The following is a 19103-nucleotide window of genomic DNA, read 5'->3' as shown; positions in this document are numbered from 1 at the left end:
GAATCAATTCGATCTGTGGTACAATTGTTTCCAGAATGGAATGAATGAAATGGAATGATTTTCAAAAGGAGGTTCTCTCTTATGACCATGGAACAGATCGACTTTTTTCTGATGACCGTCCGATGCGACACTTTTTTAGAAGCTGCAGAAAATCTTCATATCGCACAGTCCACGCTCTCGAAGCAGATCCAGAAGCTGGAATCCGAACTGAATCTCACCCTCTTCGACCGCACCCGCCGCCAGGCGGTTCTGACTCCGGCAGGCGAGCTGTTCTGCCAGGAAGCCTCAGAGCTCTCCCGCCAGTATCATCAGATGCTGCAGAAAATGCGCCACTTTAAAGAGTCGGAACGCCAGCCGCTCCGCGTCGGCTCTCTTCCGTTTCTGACGCAGTATCATCTCACCTCCCGCATCCGCGCTTTCGCACATACGCATCCGGAGGTTGAACTGATGCTGGAAGAGTGTGAAGAAAACGAGCTGATGGACGGTCTGCAGTCCGGTCGTTTTGATCTTGTCATTGCACGGGATTCCATGATTTCACCGCAGAAATATCACTTTGTACCTCTCGCAAAGGATCGTCTCTGTGTGATGCTCCCCATCGATCATCCGCTTGCAGAAAAATCTTCCCTGACAATCGCTGACATTGCCAGAGAACCTCTGATTCTTATGCATCCCTATACCTCGATTTATCAGCTCTGTATGCAACTATTTGAAAAGGCAGACCAAAAACCGCACATCCTGCGCACTGCCCGCCTGGAATCCATGATAAGCTCCGTGGAAGTCGGCGAAGCCTTAAGCCTGTTTGCCGGGAGTAACTTTGCATTGTTCCACCACCCAAACGTCACCGCCGTTCCTCTGCGCGACGCACCGCCTCTTGTGATCGGTGCCGCGTATCCGCTCAAAATGAAAGCATTAAAAAAGCCGGGAAATATCTCTGCACAGACGCTGAAATCATTTGTCTTTTTTATTCAAAATCCCGTATAAAAACACGCTTCTGGTGCTTTCAAACATGCCAGCGGCGTAACGCTGACGCAGCATGAGACAGACCTATGGTTAATAGCAGGCAAAAACAAAAATAGCTGGTAAAATGTCTGACGATCGCCGGAACCGATATTTACCATCCGACCCAGGATGATCTGACCGGTGCGGAAATCGCGTTTGGCGGTGATATGATTCGTTCTCTGAAAAACGACAACTATCTTGTTATGGAAACCGAGGCACAGGGATTTCCAGGATGGACGCCATACAAGGGCCAGCTCCGCCAGCAGGCTTACAGCCATCTTGCCTCCGGTGCGAACAGCGTCATGTACTGGCACTGGCATTCGATTCATAATACGCTCTGGCATCATAATTTCCCATGCGGTTTATCTAAACCCAAAAAAGAAGCATGTTTGTTTTTTCAAACACGCTTCTTTTTTTTGTATGCTTTTTTATATTCTCTTTTACTTTGTATCCTTTTTACTGAACTGCCTCAAATGCCTCATCCAGATCCTCGATGATATCGTCGATGTTCTCGGTACCGATGGAAAGACGGATGGTGTTTGGTTTGATTCCCTGATCCAGCAGTTCTTCCTCGGTGCACTGGCTGTGTGTAGTGGTTGCCGGATGGATCACCAGAGATTTTACGTCGGCAACGTTAGCCAGCAGGGAGAACAGCTCCAGATTGTCGATGAAATCTTTTGCTTTCTGTGCATCGCCTTTGATTTCGAAGGTGAAGATGGAACCGCCGCCGTTCGGGAAGTATTTTGCGTACAGTGCCTGCTGTGTTGGATCTTCGGATACAGACGGATGATGTACTTTTTCTACCTGCGGCTGGCTCTCCAGATATTTTACAACCTTCAGCGCGTTCTCTACATGACGCTCTACACGGAGAGACAGTGTCTCAAGTCCCTGCAGAAGCAGGAAGGAATTGAACGGAGAAAGCGTAGCTCCGGTATCACGAAGAAGGATCGCACGTACTTTTGTAACGAATGCAGCAGGTCCAACTGCTTTTGTAAAGCTGATGCCGTGGTAGCTCGGGTTTGGCTCGGTCAGGGATGCGAATTTGCCGGATCCCTCCCAGTCGAATTTACCGCTGTCTACGATCACACCACCAAGGGTAGTTCCGTGACCGCCGATAAATTTAGTTGCGGAATGAACAACGATGTCTGCGCCGTACTCGATCGGACGAACGAGGTATGGAGTTGCGAAGGTATTATCGACAACCAGCGGAATTTTGTTCTCATGCGCAATTTTTGCAAGTGCTTCGATATCGACAACATCAGAGTTCGGATTTCCGAGGGTCTCGATGTAGATGGCTTTTGTGTTCTCCTGAACGGCTGCGCGAACCTCATCCAGATCAAATACATCAACAAATGTGGTGCTGATGCCGTACTGCGGAAGGGTGTGTGCCAGCAGGTTGTAGGAACCGCCGTAGATGTTCTTTGCGGATACAATATGGTCGCCCTTCTGTGCCAGGTTGATGATGGTGTAGTTGATGGCTGCTGCTCCGGAAGCTACTGCAAGTGCCGCAACGCCGCCCTCCAGTGCTGCCATTCTCTGCTCGAAGACGTCCTCTGTCGGATTAGTCAGACGACCGTAGATGTTTCCTGCATCCTGAAGTCCGAATCTTGCTGCCGCGTGATCGGAGTTATTGAATACGAAAGAAGAGGTCTGATAGATCGGAACTGCTCTTGCTCCGGTTGCCGGATCCGGATTTTCCTGTCCTACGTGAAGCTGTAAGGTTTCAAATTTAAGATTTCTTTCTGCTCTTGTTTTTTTGCTCATGATTGTATTCTCCTGTTCTGTTTTTCGTTTTTCTATTTCTTTTCATGTCCGATTTTCTATTATCTATCGGAACCGGTTGTCATCCTGTTCTGTCCATGCTGCAATGCGGCTCCGTTTTCTTTCGGTTTTATCTGCTTACGCTGCAACACATGACATCATAGATCACGATTCGATTCTCTGCGAAAACTGCTCTCATTTCCTTCGCTTCCTCTCGTTTTTGTGATATTTCCTATCTGTTTACAAGGATTATTATAGCGACAGTCTTCTGCTTTGTCCAATATAGAAAATTGATGGCCAGTTATAGGTTTTTCCTATAGCCATTCTTTATCTCTACTCTTTTTTCTTCTAAAATTCCTATATCCAATCACGCTGCATAAAACAAGGTAACAAACGCAATTCATCTCCCACAGGCTGGGACTCGCAGCTTGCTCATAACCGAATAGCTGCTTCGCAGCTTATCAGGAGTGGCTTGTACCACTCCTGATACAAGCAAGTCCCCACCCACTGCTTATTGCTTTTCGCAATGGAAGCAGGGGACTTACTTGATTCGGTTAAAGTCTTCTTGTTTCTCCCTTTTCTTACAGCACAAGCTCCTTATATTTCCGAATTTCTTCCAAATACTGCTGTCCCAGTGCGCTGATCGACATACCCTTCCTGGAAACATAACCGATCATCATGTTTTCCTCTGCATGAAGCGGCACCGCGCGGTAATCACTGCCGTTTAATTCCTCACAGATAATGCCGGAGCAGAGCGTATAGCCATTCAGTCCGACCATCAGATTCAGCATGGTCGCACGGTCATTTGCCTTAATGATTCTCTTATATTCATACGTCGAAAGCACTTCCTCTGCCAGGAAGAACGAATTGTTGCTTCCCTGATCAAAGGACAGGCACGGATATTCCTTTAGCTCCTCCATAGTGATCTCTGCCTGATCTGCAAGCGGATGATCCTTCCAGAGATAGACGTACGTTCCACAGGAAAACAGGTCGTGGAACTCAAGGTTATTATCCTTCAGCAGCTTGTTCAGCACCTTCGCATTAAAGTCATTCCGATATAAGATCCCAAGCTCGCTCTTGAAGTTCTTTACATCCATCAGCACATCATACGTTCTCGTCTCATAAACCGCAAACTCGTACTCATCCATACCAAACTGCTTCACTAGCTCCACAAACGCCTTTACGGCAAAACTGTAATGCTGCATCGACACGCTGAATTTTTTCTTTCCCTTGGTGCGATAAATATAGCGGTTTTCGAGAAGCTGATACTGGTCTGTGACCTGACGTGCGTAACCCAGAAACTCCTCTCCCTCCGGGGTCAGTACTGTTCCGTGGCTGCTGCGCTTGAACAGCTCAATTCCGATCTCTTTTTCCAGCTCCTTGATTGCTTCAGAGAGACTCGGCTGTGAAATATAGAGTGCCTTTGCCGCCTCATTCATGGATCTGGAGTCTGCGGCCTGAATTACGTAGCGAAGCTGTTGTAGTGTCATAAGTAAAGTTCCCTTTCTGGTATAAATTAATATGCGAAACTGCCATTCGCGGTGGAGAGAAAATGCCGCGGATGGCAGTGTTCGCTGATATCTATTATTTTAAAATCTGAAGCTGTTCCCTTTTATTTGGCAAACAGGGCTGTGGAATAGTATCTGTCTCCGTTATCCGGCAGGAGCACAACGATGGTTTTGCCTTTATTTTCCTCTCGTTTTGCAAGCTGGATTGCTGCATACAGAGCTGCTCCGGAGGAAATTCCTGCGAGAATCGCTTCCTCGGCTGCCAGATATTTTCCGGTCTCGAAAGCATCCTCATTTTCTACCTTGATGATTTCATCGTAAATGCTGGTATTCAGAGTCTCCGGCACGAAACCTGCGCCGATTCCCTGGATTTTATGCGGTCCGGAAACACCCTCAGACAGTACCGGTGAGGATGCCGGCTCTACTGCTACAATTTTTACTTCCGGTTTTTTCTCTTTTAAATACTCACCCGTTCCGGTGATCGTTCCGCCAGTGCCGACACCAGCAACGAAGATGTCAACCTCTCCATCGGTATCTTCCCAGATCTCCGGACCTGTTGTCTTTTTGTGGGTTGCCGGGTTTGCCGGGTTCACGAACTGGCCTGCGATGAAGCTGTTCGGGATCTCTTTTGCAAGCTCATCGGCTTTCTCGATCGCACCCTTCATACCCTTTGTTCCGTCCGTCAGAACAACCTCTGCGCCGTATGCCTTTACAATGTTGCGGCGCTCTACGCTCATGGTTTCCGGCATCGTAAGGATCATACGATACCCTTTTACGGTAGCTGCCGCTGCCAGTCCGATTCCGGTGTTTCCGGAAGTCGGCTCGATGATAACGGAACCTTCTTTTAAGAGACCTTTTGCTTCAGCATCCTCAATCATCGCTTTTGCAATACGGTCTTTGACGCTTCCTGCCGGATTGAAGGATTCTACTTTTGCGATCAGTTTCGCCTGCAGTCCTTCTTTTTCTTCAATTCGTTTCAGTTCTACCAGCGGAGTTTTTCCTACAAGATCCAGAATGCTGTCATATACCTTTGCCATCGTTGATTTCCTCCTTACTTTTGCTCGCTTTTTCTCTATTTCCCTATTTCCTATTGAGTTTGTATGTTTTAAGTTGTTTCCATCTTATTCCAATCGTTTTAAAATGTCAACACATTTCACTGATATGATCAGAAAAGATGGTTAGAGCAGACCTGCAAGCGCAATACTGACCGCCATTCCGACCAGGGAAGAGAACAATGCACCCGCCAGTGTGTACCGCGTTTTTTTGATGTGGACCGCTCCGAAATAGACCGCCATCGTATAAAAAACCGTCTCCGTGCACGACATCATAATCGAAGCCGCCCGTCCGGCGAAGGAATCACACCCCGCCTCTTTGTAGAGATCCAGCAGCAAACTCACCGCCGCACTGTTGGAAAAGAGACGCACAATGCCAAGCGGCACCAGGGCAGATGGAATCCCCGCCGGTTCCAGCACCGTTCCGAGCAGCTTTCCAAAATCCTCCAGAAATCCCGATGACCGCAGCACGCCGACCGCCGCCATCAGCCCGATTAAGGTCGGCACAATTCCGATCACCGTCCGCATGCCGTCCTTCGCCCCGTTCAGAAAATCGCCGAACACATCCTGTTTCATCAAAAGCCCCAGTCCGACCACGTAAAAAATCAGCACGGGAACCATCAGATCTGAAAGCGCCGAAAGAAAACGCAAAAAATCCCCTCCCCAGAAAAATCCTATCAGATACACTCCGATACAATTTATTCCGCGGGCGGGGATTTATGTAATTTTATTTCACTTTAATCTGAAACAGACGCGCCATATACGTCTCCGGGAAGTGAATCTGCAGCGTCTTGCTGTAGTCATCGTAATGGAACACATCACCGCATGCTTTCGGGTAAATGCAGGAAACCTCCAGCTCTTTTCCCGGGAATGCACGGTCAAGCGGAACCTCAAAACCGGCCTCTCCGCCGCGTCTCCACACACCAAGATAAATTACATCTCCCGGCACACGGATTCCGGCTGCGAGGTGTTTTTCTTCATTGTCTGCCCATCCCATCGGCCAGAACGGAACGCCGTCCTTGATGCCGCTGCGGATCTCTTTGTAGCAGTCAATTCCCTCTTTTACAAGTTCAAACCGCTCCGGCGAAATTTCTGCGAGATGGCCGCTTTGGTGAATACGAAGCAGCAGCGCATTAACCATATTGAAAATAACTTCCTCTTTTGTGCCGTCCCGCAGCGGATATGACCAGATCGCCGCCTGCTCCGGCGTCACGCCGATGGCTGCATTCGCCGAGATCGTCGCATAATTGCGGTAATCCTCCTGATCGCTCGTCGACTGAATGCTGTTTCGCGCCAGCATCGCATAGTCCATCCGAAGACCGCCGCTCGAGCAGTTCTCAATGACAAGATCCGGATACTTTTTGTAGATGCCATCCAGCCATGCCAGATACGCTCTCTCATGCTCCAGAAGACCGTCTCCAAAACTGTCTGCATCCACTTCCGTACCAATACCAGGCTCAATATTGTAGTCCATCTTGATATAGCCGACACCGTAGTCCCGTACCACACGGTCGATGACTTCGGTCACATGCTCAATCACAAGCGGATGACGGAAATCCAGCTGATAACGGCTTCTGTCATACACACGCTTGCCGTGGCGCAGGAAGAAGCACTCATCCGGCAGAATGGAAGCCTTCTTACAGTTGATACCCATAACCTCCAGCTCCAGCCAGACACCAGGAATCATGCCCTTCGAACGAATATAATCCGTCACCTCACGCACTCCATTCGGAAAGCGCTTTTTACTCTCCTGCCACTCACCGACACTGTCCCACCAGTTGCCGTCCGCATACCAGCCGGCATCAATGACAAAATACTCACATCCGGCCTTCTCTGCCGCATCCACCAGCGGGAACTCTTTTTCTGTGGTCGGATCTCCAAACAGACAATTCATATAATCATTGAAAATAACCGGCAGATTTTCATTATCTTTGTTCGGACGGCGGATCTTTCTGCGGTACTTCGTCAAAGTACCAATCGCTTCCTCGAAATCATCATGACCCACGCCGACAGCCACCGGAACCGTTGTAAAGGAATCTCCCGGCTTCAGATTCTTCGACCAGTGTGACTGAATCTCTGTCGGACCGCTCACCGCCAGATAAAAATGGCAGTTCTGATCTCCGATCTCATAATGCCAGGAACCACTGTGGTCAATTTCAAAAAACAGACTCGAATCTGCCGCACTGTTTCCAATATATCCCATCGGCACATATTCCTTCGCCGACCAGTTGCCCGTATTCGTAATCTCAATCGTCTTCGAAGTTCTCTGATAATTATGCGGCTGCGTCTGCGCCATGCCAAGATCTGCAAACCGGTACTTCTTCACCGTCAGCTCCTTCTGCCATCCATTGTGAACCACAACCATCGACATCTTGTCATCCGAGCTGACAAACTTCGGAATTCCCTCTTTCTGTTCCTTCTCAATACCCCAGTAACTAAAACTCGAAATGTACTCCAGTGTCTGGTCTTCCTTTCCTTCGTTCGTCACTGTATTGTACATTCTCGCAACCGGAATCCCATCAAAAAACTGCATCACAGACTCCACCTTCGCACCTGTCACATCGTCCGACTGCACAATCCGCAGCACATCACCCTTCTCATTTCTCTCCTCGGAAATGGAATCAAACTTCAGCATAAATCCCGGAGCCGTCACAATATACTTATTTCCATGCTTCTCATACGGCCGGTTATACCCCGAAAAATTCACCTGCACCAGCTGGAAGCTCTCCTTAATCTGAGCTTCCCGCATTCCTTCCATCATCCACACTCCATCCGGCTTCCGGCAAAGATTCTCCGCGTCAAACGGTGCATGTGAAAAATGAAACAGCTTCAGCTGATTCTCTTCCGTCACCCCAAACACAATATGAATTCCATTCACATCATAACAAATCAGCTCTGCCTTGATCGGGGTCTCAATCCTGCTCGTCCATTTCTGCATCTTAAAAACCCTCCTTTGGAAATTTTTCTCATATTTCCAGCATATAACTTGTCCCCTTTAAAGTCCAGCACATTCTTGCTTTTTCCATCCTATTCTTTTCAACCATCTTGCGCCGATCCGCCCTTCAGGCGGATCCAGACTTTCCTCCCGTTCTCACTCCCAGCTCACGCGCCAGCCGTTATTTCACAACCCCAAACGTCGCAATCTCAAACTCCAGGAGTGTCACATGATACACCCCGTTCTCATCCGGGCAAAGTACCTCACCCTTCTCTTCCACTACATTACTGCGGTAAACCTCTTTCATCCAGCTCTCCTTTCGGAAGGAAAGTACCTCATCCTGCGGCATATTGTTCACAAACCGCACAAACAGATCGTCCTTTGCAAGTCCCTTCTTAAACGCCGTCAGATGAATTCCTTCCCCTTCAAAGCGGAGGAAGCTCATTTCCAGCGGCATCTCGCCCGATACGAGTTCCGGTTTTACCTGACCCGGCTTTCTGAGCCATGCCTTTGAAAGACCGGCCTGTGCTGCTGTCAGATCCTGCTGGAATGCGTAACCCTCGGTAAATGCCTCGCCCATCTTACCAGCTGCATACGGCACAACTTCAAACTCCAGGGTAAACGTTCCGATCTGCTGCGCCTTTGGCGTCGGGAAATAACCCCAGTCGCCCATCTCCGCAACGGAACGAAGCAGCGTTACCGCAATCGCATTCTCCTCATCCGCCAGAACCTCATATTCATACAATCCGCGGTTTGCCACAAGAAGACCATTTGTCTCATCTTCCATTGCAGCAAAGCACTGCTGTCTTTCACATCCGCAGGGATTCGTCCAGGTATCATTATGACGGTTATTTCTCTTTACAACCTCAAAGGCAGAATCTGCCAGATGCGTAGACGTATTCAGACCCGTCGGCATTACAACGCGGACTCTGTGATCCTTTGCCTGATTGCAGATTGTCGTTGCAACGTGCAGGCCTTTTCCCGATTTTTCCAGTGTCAGAACCGTCTTTACTTCCATCGGAACCAGTTCCTTCGAACGGTTTGCCACACGCGTATATGGGTCAATACACATCTCACGCTGTCTCTGCAGTTCCTCTCCCATACCAGACGGAATCATCATTTCGTGACAGATCTCAACTACCGTGCGGAATGCATTTTTCTCCACACAGCGAATCTCAGCTTTCATGCCTTTCGTTGTGATTGTCTGTTTTCCAGAGTCCTGAATATAAATATATTCATTTCCCATATCTCCGGTATCTTCATAGAATCCCAGATTTTCATACGTTCTTCCGGTTTCCTTATTCAGAATCTGGTAGGAACCATCCTCATTGACCGTAACTTTCAGGTTTTCATTTTCCAGAACGCGCTCATTCGCAAAATCTGCAGAGGTTTCCTGGTTCTGATCCGGCTCTGCCTGCTCCAGATAATATGTTGCATATCCCATCGCCGGAACTTCTGCCTCAAACGTTACCAGCACCTTCTTTGCCATATATGGCTGACGGAACCGGTCATCCGGCAGATCGTATCCGAAGGAAATTCCTGCATTTTCGATTTTTGCCGGAACTGCATTTCCGTTTGCATCGCAAAGCACCAGATTTGGCATTTCTACAGCCTCGGCCGCCTCATAACCATCCCATACAAACAGATTGTAATCGCGGAACAGGTGCAGTTCTTTTGCAATGACCTGTTTTTTCGCAGTGCCAGAAGTATTCCATACAACGAACGGAATCTTTTCGCTGTTTCCAGGAAGTGCCGCGGTATTCACCTGATCGGTCAGGTATTCTACACTCTCATCGTAAATCGCATCTGCCACCTGTCTGCTCTTCGCAAAGCGGGTTTTCATTTCTTCATTTACTTCATCGACGCTGCAGCCGCAGATGCTGTCATGCGGATGATTCTGCATCAGCTTTTTCCAGCTGTAAATCATCTGGTCTTCCGGGTATGCTTTGCCAAGCACCTCTGCCATGGCTGCCGCCGGTTCTGCTTTCCGCTCCAGCGCTGTTTCGCCGGCACGGTTGTCCACTTTCAGTCCCATCCAGGAAGAAGCGGTGTTTGCCAGTGTCCATCTTCCGTCTGTTTCCTGGCTTGTCAGCTCGCCTTTTACCGTAGAGAAATTCTCGGAAATTTCTTTTTCCATTGCCTTTACATAGGTTTTGAAATCCGAATGAATAAATTCAATGTCCGGGTACAGTTTCCGTGCGACACGAATTGCCTCGGTAATGTCCTTCTGCAATGGCTGATGGTCGCATCCGTTCATCATCAGAAGCTGATGTGTTGCCGCAAATCTTCTCGCATCGGCCAGTTTTTTGTCCCAGTAAACTTTTGCTTCTGCCTCATCCACCGGAATCTCCACTCCGTTGTTATACCAGTTTGCAAACAGAATACCCGGCAGTTTCGTTCCGTCCGGGGATGCCCACATCATTTCGGAATACGTGGACTCATACTGTCCTCCGGTTACCTCATTATTCGGTCCGATCGGTTTTACACCGCGTCCGAACACAACCGCATCCATGCCCGCCTGCTTCAGCACCTGCGGCATCTGTCCCGCATTTCCGAATGCATCCGGGAAATAACCGACATTTCCGATCGCTCCGTAACGCGCTGCTTCCTGCATGCCGACCTGAAGATTGCGGACACATGCCTCACCGCTGGTCAGAAACTCATCCTGCAGAATGTACCACGGGCCAGTCTGGATTTTTCCTTCACGGACGCATTTTTCCACCTGCTCGCGTTTTTCCGGGCGCACTTCCAGGTAATCGTCCAGGGCAATCGTCTGTCCATCCAGGAAAAATCCGCCAAATTCCGGATCGTTCTCTGCTTTTTCCAAAATATTGTCTACCAGCTCAATCAGTTTCATTCTGTGTTTTTCAAAAGACTGATACCACTCTCTGTCCCAGTGGGAATGGGAAATAATATGAACAGTTGTTTTCATGATGTGTTTCCTCCTGTTATAAAAATGATTTTCAAACTTAAAACTCTTTCTATATTAAGTCTTGTTCCTGTATTGCCGTGTTGATTTGATATATCATATCATAAAAAAACGCAATGCTTCTGTCAAGTATTTCTACGTTTTTCCATGATTTTATATCATTTTCTTTTCATTTGATATATCATTTTTAGTTTGACTTATCTTTTTCCCGAGATTATAATACAAAGCAAGTCGATATCACACTTTTACAAATACAGTTGTCACCAATCATACTATTTGAGGAATTTTACAGACATGGATAGAAATAAAAGAATAACGAAACCCAAATATGAAATCATCAAAGAAGCTCTTTTAGAGCGCATCCGCACCGGACAGTTTTCTTCCGATGCCGTGTTCTGCACGGAAAAAATGCTCTCGGAGCAATATGAGGTAAGCCGCATCACAGCAAAGCGGGCGATTGAAGATCTGGAACAGCAGGGAATCCTGTATCGAAAACGCGGCGTTGGAAGCTTTGTCTCGCAGAAAATCCCACCGGTTTCCTCCTCCGCATCAGAAACCGATAGCAAATCAAAAATGGTTTCCCTGCTGCTTCCCTTTGCCACAACACAGGGAAACATTTCGGAAACGATTGGTTCCTTAAGTGCCGCACTGGCCGAAAAAGGATACTTTTTAAGCATTCATATCACCGGCTCTTCCTCTCCGAAGGAACGTACGACACTGGAACTGCTCCGTTCTCAGAACATCGCCGGACTTGTCTACTATCCCAAGCGTGACAATATCCACCTGGAACAGTTAAACGATTTCCTGTTTGCAAACCGCCCGGTTGTCATCATCGACAAGCAGACCGACTGTCCGTATTTAAACAATGTTGTCTGCGACAATTACGATGGCGGACGGCAGCTCACCCGTCACCTCCTGGAACAGGGGCATCGCAACATCGCCTTTTTCACAACAGCTCCCCTTTCCGAAACCTCGTCGGTCCGTGATCGTTTCGGCGGATTTTTGCACGAAATAAAAGCCGCCGGAATCATGCCCGATTCCCGGCAGCTTATCACCTGGCCACATGCACTTTCTACAGAAGATGCCCTTTCAACAGAAATCACACCTTTTCAACAGCAGCTCCTTACCCTGCGGCAAAATGGAATTACTGCACTTCTCGCAGAAAATGATCAGGTTGCCGAACTCATCTTTCTCGCCTGCCGTACCATTGGCCTTAGGATTCCGGAAGATCTCTGCCTCTGTGGTTTTGATGACACGAGTCTCAGCCGGAGTCTTGAAATTACCTCTATTCATCAGGACTTTGAAAGCATCGGACGGGAAGCCAGCCGGATTCTCCTTTCCGCACTGGAAAACCCTGCGGCGGAACCGGAAAAAATTGTACTGCCGGTGACACTTGTTCCCCGGGCATCCTCGCTTCGAATGATAAAAACAGAATCCTAAAACCAGATCATTTTTCATCTGAATTTTCTTCCAGAAATTTTCGGATCTTCTCTGGCGGCAGCAATGCATAAATACTTTTATGGAATGTTGCCGCCACTTCCAGTTCTCCGTAATATCCTGTACGCACATCACAATTTCCCTGGAATGCCTCCCGCAGTGTCGCATTCAGCGCTGCTCCCTCATCACTGTCCATAAAATCTTTCAGCATCCGGCAGCAGGTGTGCGTGTTTTCATAATAGCGGCGGTATGCCGGATGAAATTCCCGCATCCATCCGCTCACGGATACACAGAACAACGCCGTCGGATGGATCACCGGCTGATAAAGAAGACGCCATTTTTCCTGCTGTACTGGATCTGCCGCAAACGCAAGCAAAGAAACTTTCAGCTCTTCCATAAAACCCGGATAATCTTCCTCCGTCAGAGAGATAATTTTCTGATTGCGCAGATACTGGTTGATGTTCGTCGCATCAATCTGCTCCGGAGAAATGTACTGTAAATAACGGGACATCATTTTCAAATCCGTACCTGCGTGCTCAATCGTATGCTGTGTGATTTTCTGCCACAAAAACTGCTGATATTCCGTAACCGGCGTATCCAGATATGCCATCCACAAATACTGTGCCAGCAGCCGGGCATCCCGGGATTCCATCTGATTCCGGGTAGGATCTTCCGGGCAAAAATCGGTATCTGCAAGCATCCCCGCAAGCTGTTCAAGCGACTGGCACACAGGAAGCTGTCCGCTCAGACGATCCATTTCGCTGATCGTCTGCTGAATGGTAAGCATCTGCGACTGGAGTGCATTCAGCTGTTTATGCAGATAAAATGGTGTTGTGCGCGGCTTGTGAAGAATCGCGCGGATATCCGCCAGTGAAAGTCCTGCCTCGCGCAACTTGCGGATGATAAAAAGTTTTTGAATATCTGCTTCTGAAAAATCATGGTAACCGTTATGTTCATCAACAACAGGCGAGATCATCTTCTGATCGATATAATAATAAACCGTCCTCCTGGACAATCCTGTTTTTTTGATTACTTCCTGAATTCTCATTGTTGCACCCCGTTTTTCCTTTTGTCCAGTCATTCCCCCGCATTCTGACTGTTTCTCTTTTTTTCACTCTTTTTCTTTCTGTTTTTCCGCTTTTTTCGTTTTGATTTTATAAAAGCATACACCTGGTGTATACTTTTGTTTCCTATTATATCCTGTTTTCCCTCAAAAAGCCACGTAACAATTCTCTTTTTCCATAGAAATCTTCTGCTTTTGAGAAAAGAATGCTGTTTATTTCTGAAAAAATTTGCATTGACTGTCCACCAACGATATCCCGTATAATAAAGGAAAAGATTTGCAACAAAATTTAAGAGAAAGGAAATATCCCGTTTTTTGTATTCTCCAAAACGAATCGTCATTCAGAGTCAAATGATTTTTCATGCAAAATTCATTTTTCTCCGAATCGTTAAAAAAATAAAAACTACAGCCTGCATAATCAGTTTTCATTGATACGAAAAAACGGGATCGGGTGAATGGTATGATGTTAAAAGATAAAGTTGCAATTGTTACCGGCGGAACCAGAGGAATCGGCTATGCCATTGTGCACAAATTTCTGCAGAACGGCGCGAAAGTCGTCCTGTTCGGATCCCGGGAAGAGACCGTTGCAAAAGCGGTTGCATCTTTAAAAGAAGAAAACCCGGACTGGAAAGTTTCCGGTGCATGGCCAAAGCTGACCGATGCAGCTGCCATGGTAGATGAGATCAACAAAGTCAAAGAAAAATACGGCAAAATCGATATTCTTGTGAACAACGCCGGTGTCTCAGACAGTACACCAATTGACAAGTATACCGCAGAGCGCTTTGCCAGTGTCATGGATCTAAATGTCAACGCCATGATGAACGGCATCCTTCCAACCGTTGCTATTATGAAAGAACAGGGCGGCGGCTGTATTTTAAATACCAGCTCAATGGTCAGCATCTGCGGCCAGCCGGGCGGCGTTGCCTATCCATCCAGTAAATATGCGGTCAACGGTCTGACCTGGTCCCTCGCACGGGAACTTGGTCCTTTCCATATCCGTGTAAACGCGGTTGCACCTGGCATCACCCGTACCGATATGGTTGCCGCACTTCCAAAAGAAATGATTGATCCACTCATCAACCGCATTCCTCTTCGAAGAATTGGTGAGGCAGAAGACATTGCAAACGCATTCCTCTTCCTGGCAAGCGATATGGCTTCGTATGTAACCGGAGAAATTCTTTCCGTGGATGGTGCGATGAGATCCTGATTTATTTTTCATCCAGTTGTACACCATTTTCTGATTTTGAGGTTATCTGCGTAAAATCTATAGTTTTATGATAGAAAAAATCCTGCAAGACGTTAAACTATCTCTCAATCTTCCGCTTTCCATTTTGAAGATTGGGAGGCAGTTCATGTCCCACAGGATTTTTTCCTATATAGCAGCAGATATTCTCAATCCGATTCGCTGCTTATTGTTTTTCACCATGGAAGCAAGGGACTTCCTTGATTTGGTTAAATCATATTTGAAAACTTCTAAAGTGTCAGTCGACGTAGTTAGAAAAACAGCATCACCACTCCCAGCGCACAGAGCAAAATTCCCGTCACGCGGTTCAACATTTTCACATTTGCCCCGTTGGCCCATTTCGCTCCAATCTGTGCAAAGACCAGGGTACTGATGACACAGGCAATCAGAATTGGAATGTCCGGCGCGCCGCCGATATAAAAATGAGAGATTGCACCGGTCAGAGCTGTAAAGGCCATAATAAAGACGCTCGTTCCAACTGCTGTTTTCAGCTCATATCCGAGCACGCTTGTCAGCACCAGAAGCAGCATCATGCCACCGCCTGCTCCGACAAATCCACAGATAAATCCAATCACAACACCGCAGAGAATCGACTGCTGGATTTTCTGTTTTTCTGATTTATTTGCCTGTACTTCTTTCGTTGTCATAATCGGACGGATGATAAATTTCAGTCCGACAAACAGTGTCATCACTTTCGAAAATCCGCCCATGGTTCCATTTGGCACCAGCGAAGATACGAAGCTGCCGACCAGTGTAAAAATCAGAACAGATATCAGCATAATCACGCCATGGCGGATATCAATGTTTTTATTCTTTTTATAAGTCCAGGCACTTACTCCTGATGCCAGCACATCCGATGCCAGCGCAATGCCAATCGCCTGATAAGCCGGCATGTGTAAAAAGGTAATCAGCATCGGTGAAACAACGGCCGCTGCGGAGAGTCCCGCAAGTCCCGTGCCAAGGCCGGCGCCAAGACCAGCCACAATACATACGATAAGTTGTGTTATTGTCATAGTTTTTCTGTCATCCGCTTAGATCCGTTGCACTTTTCCTGTACTTTGCCATTTAGGGGCAGATGACTGTTTTCCTCCTCTTTCTGTTTTTGTTTTGTCTTATTTTTCTATTATGTTCTTCTCTCTGGCTTTCAGCGTTTTTATTTTTCCGTCACGTTCCTCCGAATCAGCTCGCATAATCTGAGAAATTCTTCCCTGTCTTCTCTGGAAATTCCGGAAAACAACGATTCTCCAAACGCTCTCTGGCAATCCTGTCCAAAGCGGATAATTTCTGATGCACTTTCTTCTAGCTTCAAATGCACTTTCTTGCGATCCGCCGCATCTGTTTCTTTTTGAATGTATCCTTTTTCACACAGCTTGTTCACTGCCAGTGAAACATGCGATTTCTGCATTTTCCGCACACGCACAATATCCACTGCAAGATCAAACTGGCTGTTATTCGCAAGAAACAGCAGAACATCCACTTCCGCAGCTGACAGATCATAACGCACCATGACCTTTTTTCGGTACTTGGCGTATTTTCGTTCTACCTCCACTGCAAATTGCCATTGTTCATCAAACATACTTTTTCACCTTCTTTTTTAACTTGATATTCTTATTTGTTCTATTTTGAACTTTTTTGTATAATAGTTCTTTTTTGAACATTTGTCAAGGAGTGCACACGGAAAACGTTCGAACTTATAAATCTAAAGTATTTTTATAAAGTGCAGAAAATTATATTCTTGACTCTATAATCATTGTAGGGTTTACTATAATCGTAACATTCTACAACAGGAGGTTTCCCTATCATGGAACGAAACTTAACAACCGGCAGTATCCGGAAAAATATTTTCTATTTTTCGCTGCCTTATCTCTTATCGTATTTTCTGCAGACGCTCTACGGCATGGCGGATCTTTTCATCATCGGACAGTTTGAAGGCGCGGCCGGTACAACAGCCGTTTCCATCGGCAGTCAGGTTATGCATATGATTACCGTTATCATCGTGGGACTTGCCATGGGAACGACTGTCAGCATTGCGCAGGCCGTCGGCGCAAAAGATAAAAAGCAGGCATCACGCTGCACAGGAAATACCATCACTTTATTTCTCGGTGTTTCCGTCGTGCTGATGGTAATCCTGCTTCTTCTGGTAAAGCCGATCGTACTTGTGATGTCCACACCATCCGAAGCCGTTTCCGGCACCGTCGCTTATCTGACGATCTGTTTCATTGGTATTCCATTCATCACCGCGTATAATATCATCAGTTCCATCTTCCGTGGACTTGGTGATTCGAAAAGCCCGATGTACTTCATCGCGGTCGCATGTGCGGCCAATATCACACTCGACTATCTCTTTATGGGCGCCCTGCATCTTGGTCCATCCGGTGCCGCGCTTGGAACCACGCTTTCCCAGACACTCAGCGTCATTCTGGCACTGATTGCGATCCGCAAACGTGATACCGGCATCCGTCTTACCCGGTCGGATCTCTCCCCTCAGACAGCTGTGATGGGACAGATTCTTAAAATCGGTGTTCCGATCGCCCTGCAGGATGGTTTTATTCAGATCGCCTTTATCATCATTACCATCATCGCTAACCGGCGTGGCCTGGAAGCAGCGGCTGCAGTCGGTATTGTAGAGAAAATCATCAGCTTCCTGTTCCTGATTCCATCTTCCATGCTTTCCACTGTTTCGGCGCTCGGCGCGCAGAACATCGGTGCTGGAAAGCAGAAGCGTGCCGAACAGACCATGTGGTGTGCTGCACTGATTACTGTCGTTTTCGGACTGATCGTCGTTATTACGATTCAGTTTATTTCCGTTCCTGTGGTCGGTCTTTTCACAACAGATGCGGAGGTTGCACGCCTCGGCGGTCAGTATATCCGCGGTTATATCTGGGACTGCATTTTTGCTGGAGTCCACTTCACCTTCAGCGGCTATTTCTGTGCCTGCGGACGGTCGGAATTTTCCTTCCTGCACAATATCATTGCCATTCTGCTTGTCAGAATCCCCGGTGTGTATCTGACTTCCATCTGGTTCCCGGACACGCTGTTCCCGATGGGCATTGCAACGGCATGCGGATCTCTGACCTCTCTTATTATCTGCCTGCTGGTGTTCCGGTACTTAAAGAAGAAACCGATTCGTACTGCTGCATAAATTTTCTTTGGAGATATCTTTATGACAGACGATCGCAGGAAATCACCTTAATTGACAACGGAATGACAAGCGATCCGGAAAAATTTGTAACGGAGATCCGAATCCCGATTCGACCTTCGGATTCTTTTTAAAAACAACAACCGGGAATATCTGATTTTTTGATTTCAGATATCACCGGTTGTTGTTTTCTTTTGTTTTTTTCGGCCTTTTCTACCACACCGGCTTCTGCAGGCAGAACGGCAGTTCCAGTCCATTTTCCTCGAGAAGTTCCTGGTTCGTCAAAATTTCTTTTGCATCTCCATCGCAGACAATGCGCCCGCCGGACATCAGAATCACGCGACTGCACGTTTCCAGAATCATGTCGAGATCGTGCGATGCAATGATTTTCAGATGTTCAAAATCGTTCAGAATGTGGATCAGTGATCTGCGGTTTCTGGGATCGAGTGCAATCGATGGCTCGTCCATCAGGATAATATCCGGTGTCATAGCGAGAATCGTCGCGATGGATGCCATCTTTTTTTCTCCGCCCGACATTTTGTAAATTTGTTTGTCCCGCAGATGCTCGATGTGAATCTGTTTCAGTGCATGGTTTACACGTTTTTCCACCTCTTTCTCCGGCAGCCCGTAATTTCGCGGAGCAAATGCAACATCCTCAAATACCGTCGACATGAAAAGCTGGCTGTCGGAATCCTGGAATACGTAGCCGATTTTTTCGCGCACTTTAGGAAGCATCTCTTTTACAACCGGCATTTCCTCCACACGGATGCTGCCCTCGTAGTCCAGATTCAGTCCCACCAGAAGTTTCAGCAGCGTCGATTTTCCAACACCGTTCGCGCCGATCAGCCCGATGCTGTCATTTTCGTGTGCAGTAAACGTGATGTCCTGCAGAATCGGGACTGATTTTTCGTAAGAATAATTAACATGTTCAAAATTGATGTGAATATGGCTCATTTTTGATATCTCCCGACAATTCTTTTCTCTTCCCGCGTGCAGGCAACTGCACCAGGTTGCTTTTCTACTTCTTCCGACTTGTT

The 19103-nt window shown here is 47.3% G+C and carries 14 protein-coding genes and 1 pseudogene; 5 read left to right on the top strand and 10 right to left on the bottom strand.

The window, feature by feature from the left end; translation table 11 throughout:
• Positions 1–81: 81 nt before the first annotated feature.
• Together DWX00_RS11145 and DWX00_RS20570 are read left to right on the top strand one after the other, a co-directional pair.
• Positions 82–981: a LysR family transcriptional regulator gene (locus tag DWX00_RS11145; RefSeq protein WP_158578807.1), complete on the top strand. Its 900-nt coding sequence runs from the start codon at positions 82–84 to the stop codon at positions 979–981.
• Between the two features lie 101 nt (positions 982–1082).
• Positions 1083–1337 (top strand): annotated as a pseudogene (locus DWX00_RS20570) (beta-galactosidase); the annotation flags it as partial.
• A 118-nt stretch (positions 1338–1455) separates the two neighbouring features.
• Here DWX00_RS20570 and DWX00_RS11135 read toward each other — a convergent pair.
• The 6 genes from DWX00_RS11135 to DWX00_RS11110 all read right to left on the bottom strand — a co-directional run bounded on the left by DWX00_RS11135 (position 1456) and on the right by DWX00_RS11110 (position 11187).
• Positions 1456–2763, bottom strand: coding sequence for an O-acetylhomoserine aminocarboxypropyltransferase/cysteine synthase family protein (locus DWX00_RS11135; RefSeq protein ID WP_118595243.1), 1308 nt, complete (start codon positions 2761–2763; stop codon positions 1456–1458).
• A gap of 578 nt (positions 2764–3341) precedes the next feature.
• Positions 3342–4250 carry a LysR family transcriptional regulator gene (locus DWX00_RS11130; protein ID WP_118595242.1) on the bottom strand — a complete coding sequence of 303 codons (909 nt, stop codon included), beginning with the start codon at positions 4248–4250 and terminating at the stop codon, positions 3342–3344.
• Between the two features lie 122 nt (positions 4251–4372).
• Entirely contained in the window at positions 4373–5305 is a 933-nt protein-coding gene (gene cysK / locus DWX00_RS11125) for a cysteine synthase A (protein WP_055226189.1), read from the bottom strand.
• A gap of 141 nt (positions 5306–5446) precedes the next feature.
• Entirely contained in the window at positions 5447–5971 is a 525-nt protein-coding gene (locus DWX00_RS11120; RefSeq protein ID WP_118595241.1) for a spore maturation protein, read from the bottom strand.
• A 76-nt stretch (positions 5972–6047) separates the two neighbouring features.
• Positions 6048–8258, bottom strand: a complete 2211-nt coding sequence (locus DWX00_RS11115; RefSeq protein ID WP_118595240.1) for a glycoside hydrolase family 36 protein — start codon at positions 8256–8258, stop codon at positions 6048–6050.
• 178 nt (positions 8259–8436) lie between these two features.
• Complete coding sequence (locus tag DWX00_RS11110) at positions 8437–11187, bottom strand: alpha-mannosidase (RefSeq protein ID WP_118595239.1); 2751 nt, start codon at positions 11185–11187, stop codon at positions 8437–8439.
• A 291-nt stretch (positions 11188–11478) separates the two neighbouring features.
• Here DWX00_RS11110 and DWX00_RS11105 point away from each other — a divergent pair, with 291 nt between their 5' ends.
• Complete coding sequence (locus tag DWX00_RS11105) at positions 11479–12624, top strand: substrate-binding domain-containing protein (RefSeq protein ID WP_118595238.1); 1146 nt, start codon at positions 11479–11481, stop codon at positions 12622–12624.
• Positions 12625–12631: 7 nt separating this feature from the next.
• On the opposite strand, the gene DWX00_RS11100 is transcribed toward DWX00_RS11105, so the two are convergent.
• Complete coding sequence (locus tag DWX00_RS11100) at positions 12632–13669, bottom strand: helix-turn-helix domain-containing protein (protein WP_158578805.1); 1038 nt, start codon at positions 13667–13669, stop codon at positions 12632–12634.
• 475 nt (positions 13670–14144) lie between these two features.
• Between DWX00_RS11100 and DWX00_RS11090 the strand changes: the two genes are divergently transcribed.
• Positions 14145–14891 (top strand): SDR family NAD(P)-dependent oxidoreductase, encoded by a 747-nt coding sequence (locus DWX00_RS11090; RefSeq protein ID WP_199669507.1) that lies wholly within the window; start codon positions 14145–14147, stop codon positions 14889–14891.
• A gap of 287 nt (positions 14892–15178) precedes the next feature.
• On the opposite strand, the gene DWX00_RS11085 is transcribed toward DWX00_RS11090, so the two are convergent.
• Positions 15179–15940, bottom strand: coding sequence for a sulfite exporter TauE/SafE family protein (locus tag DWX00_RS11085; RefSeq protein ID WP_118595234.1), 762 nt, complete (start codon positions 15938–15940; stop codon positions 15179–15181).
• A gap of 140 nt (positions 15941–16080) precedes the next feature.
• Complete coding sequence (locus DWX00_RS11080) at positions 16081–16503, bottom strand: MarR family winged helix-turn-helix transcriptional regulator (protein WP_117801822.1); 423 nt, start codon at positions 16501–16503, stop codon at positions 16081–16083.
• A gap of 225 nt (positions 16504–16728) precedes the next feature.
• Here DWX00_RS11080 and DWX00_RS11075 point away from each other — a divergent pair, with 225 nt between their 5' ends.
• A complete protein-coding gene (locus DWX00_RS11075) occupies positions 16729–18069 on the top strand; it encodes an MATE family efflux transporter (RefSeq protein ID WP_118595233.1) in 1341 nt (446 codons plus the stop codon).
• 210 nt (positions 18070–18279) lie between these two features.
• Here the strand turns inward: DWX00_RS11075 and DWX00_RS11070 are convergent, their stop codons facing one another.
• Positions 18280–19020, bottom strand: a complete 741-nt coding sequence (locus DWX00_RS11070; RefSeq protein ID WP_118595232.1) for an energy-coupling factor ABC transporter ATP-binding protein — start codon at positions 19018–19020, stop codon at positions 18280–18282.
• Positions 19021–19103 lie beyond the last annotated feature (83 nt).

Source organism: Blautia sp. AF17-9LB (assembly GCF_003479185.1).
Lineage (GTDB): Bacteria > Bacillota > Clostridia > Lachnospirales > Lachnospiraceae > Fusicatenibacter > Fusicatenibacter saccharivorans.
This window is presented reverse-complemented; position numbering and strand designations above follow the sequence as displayed.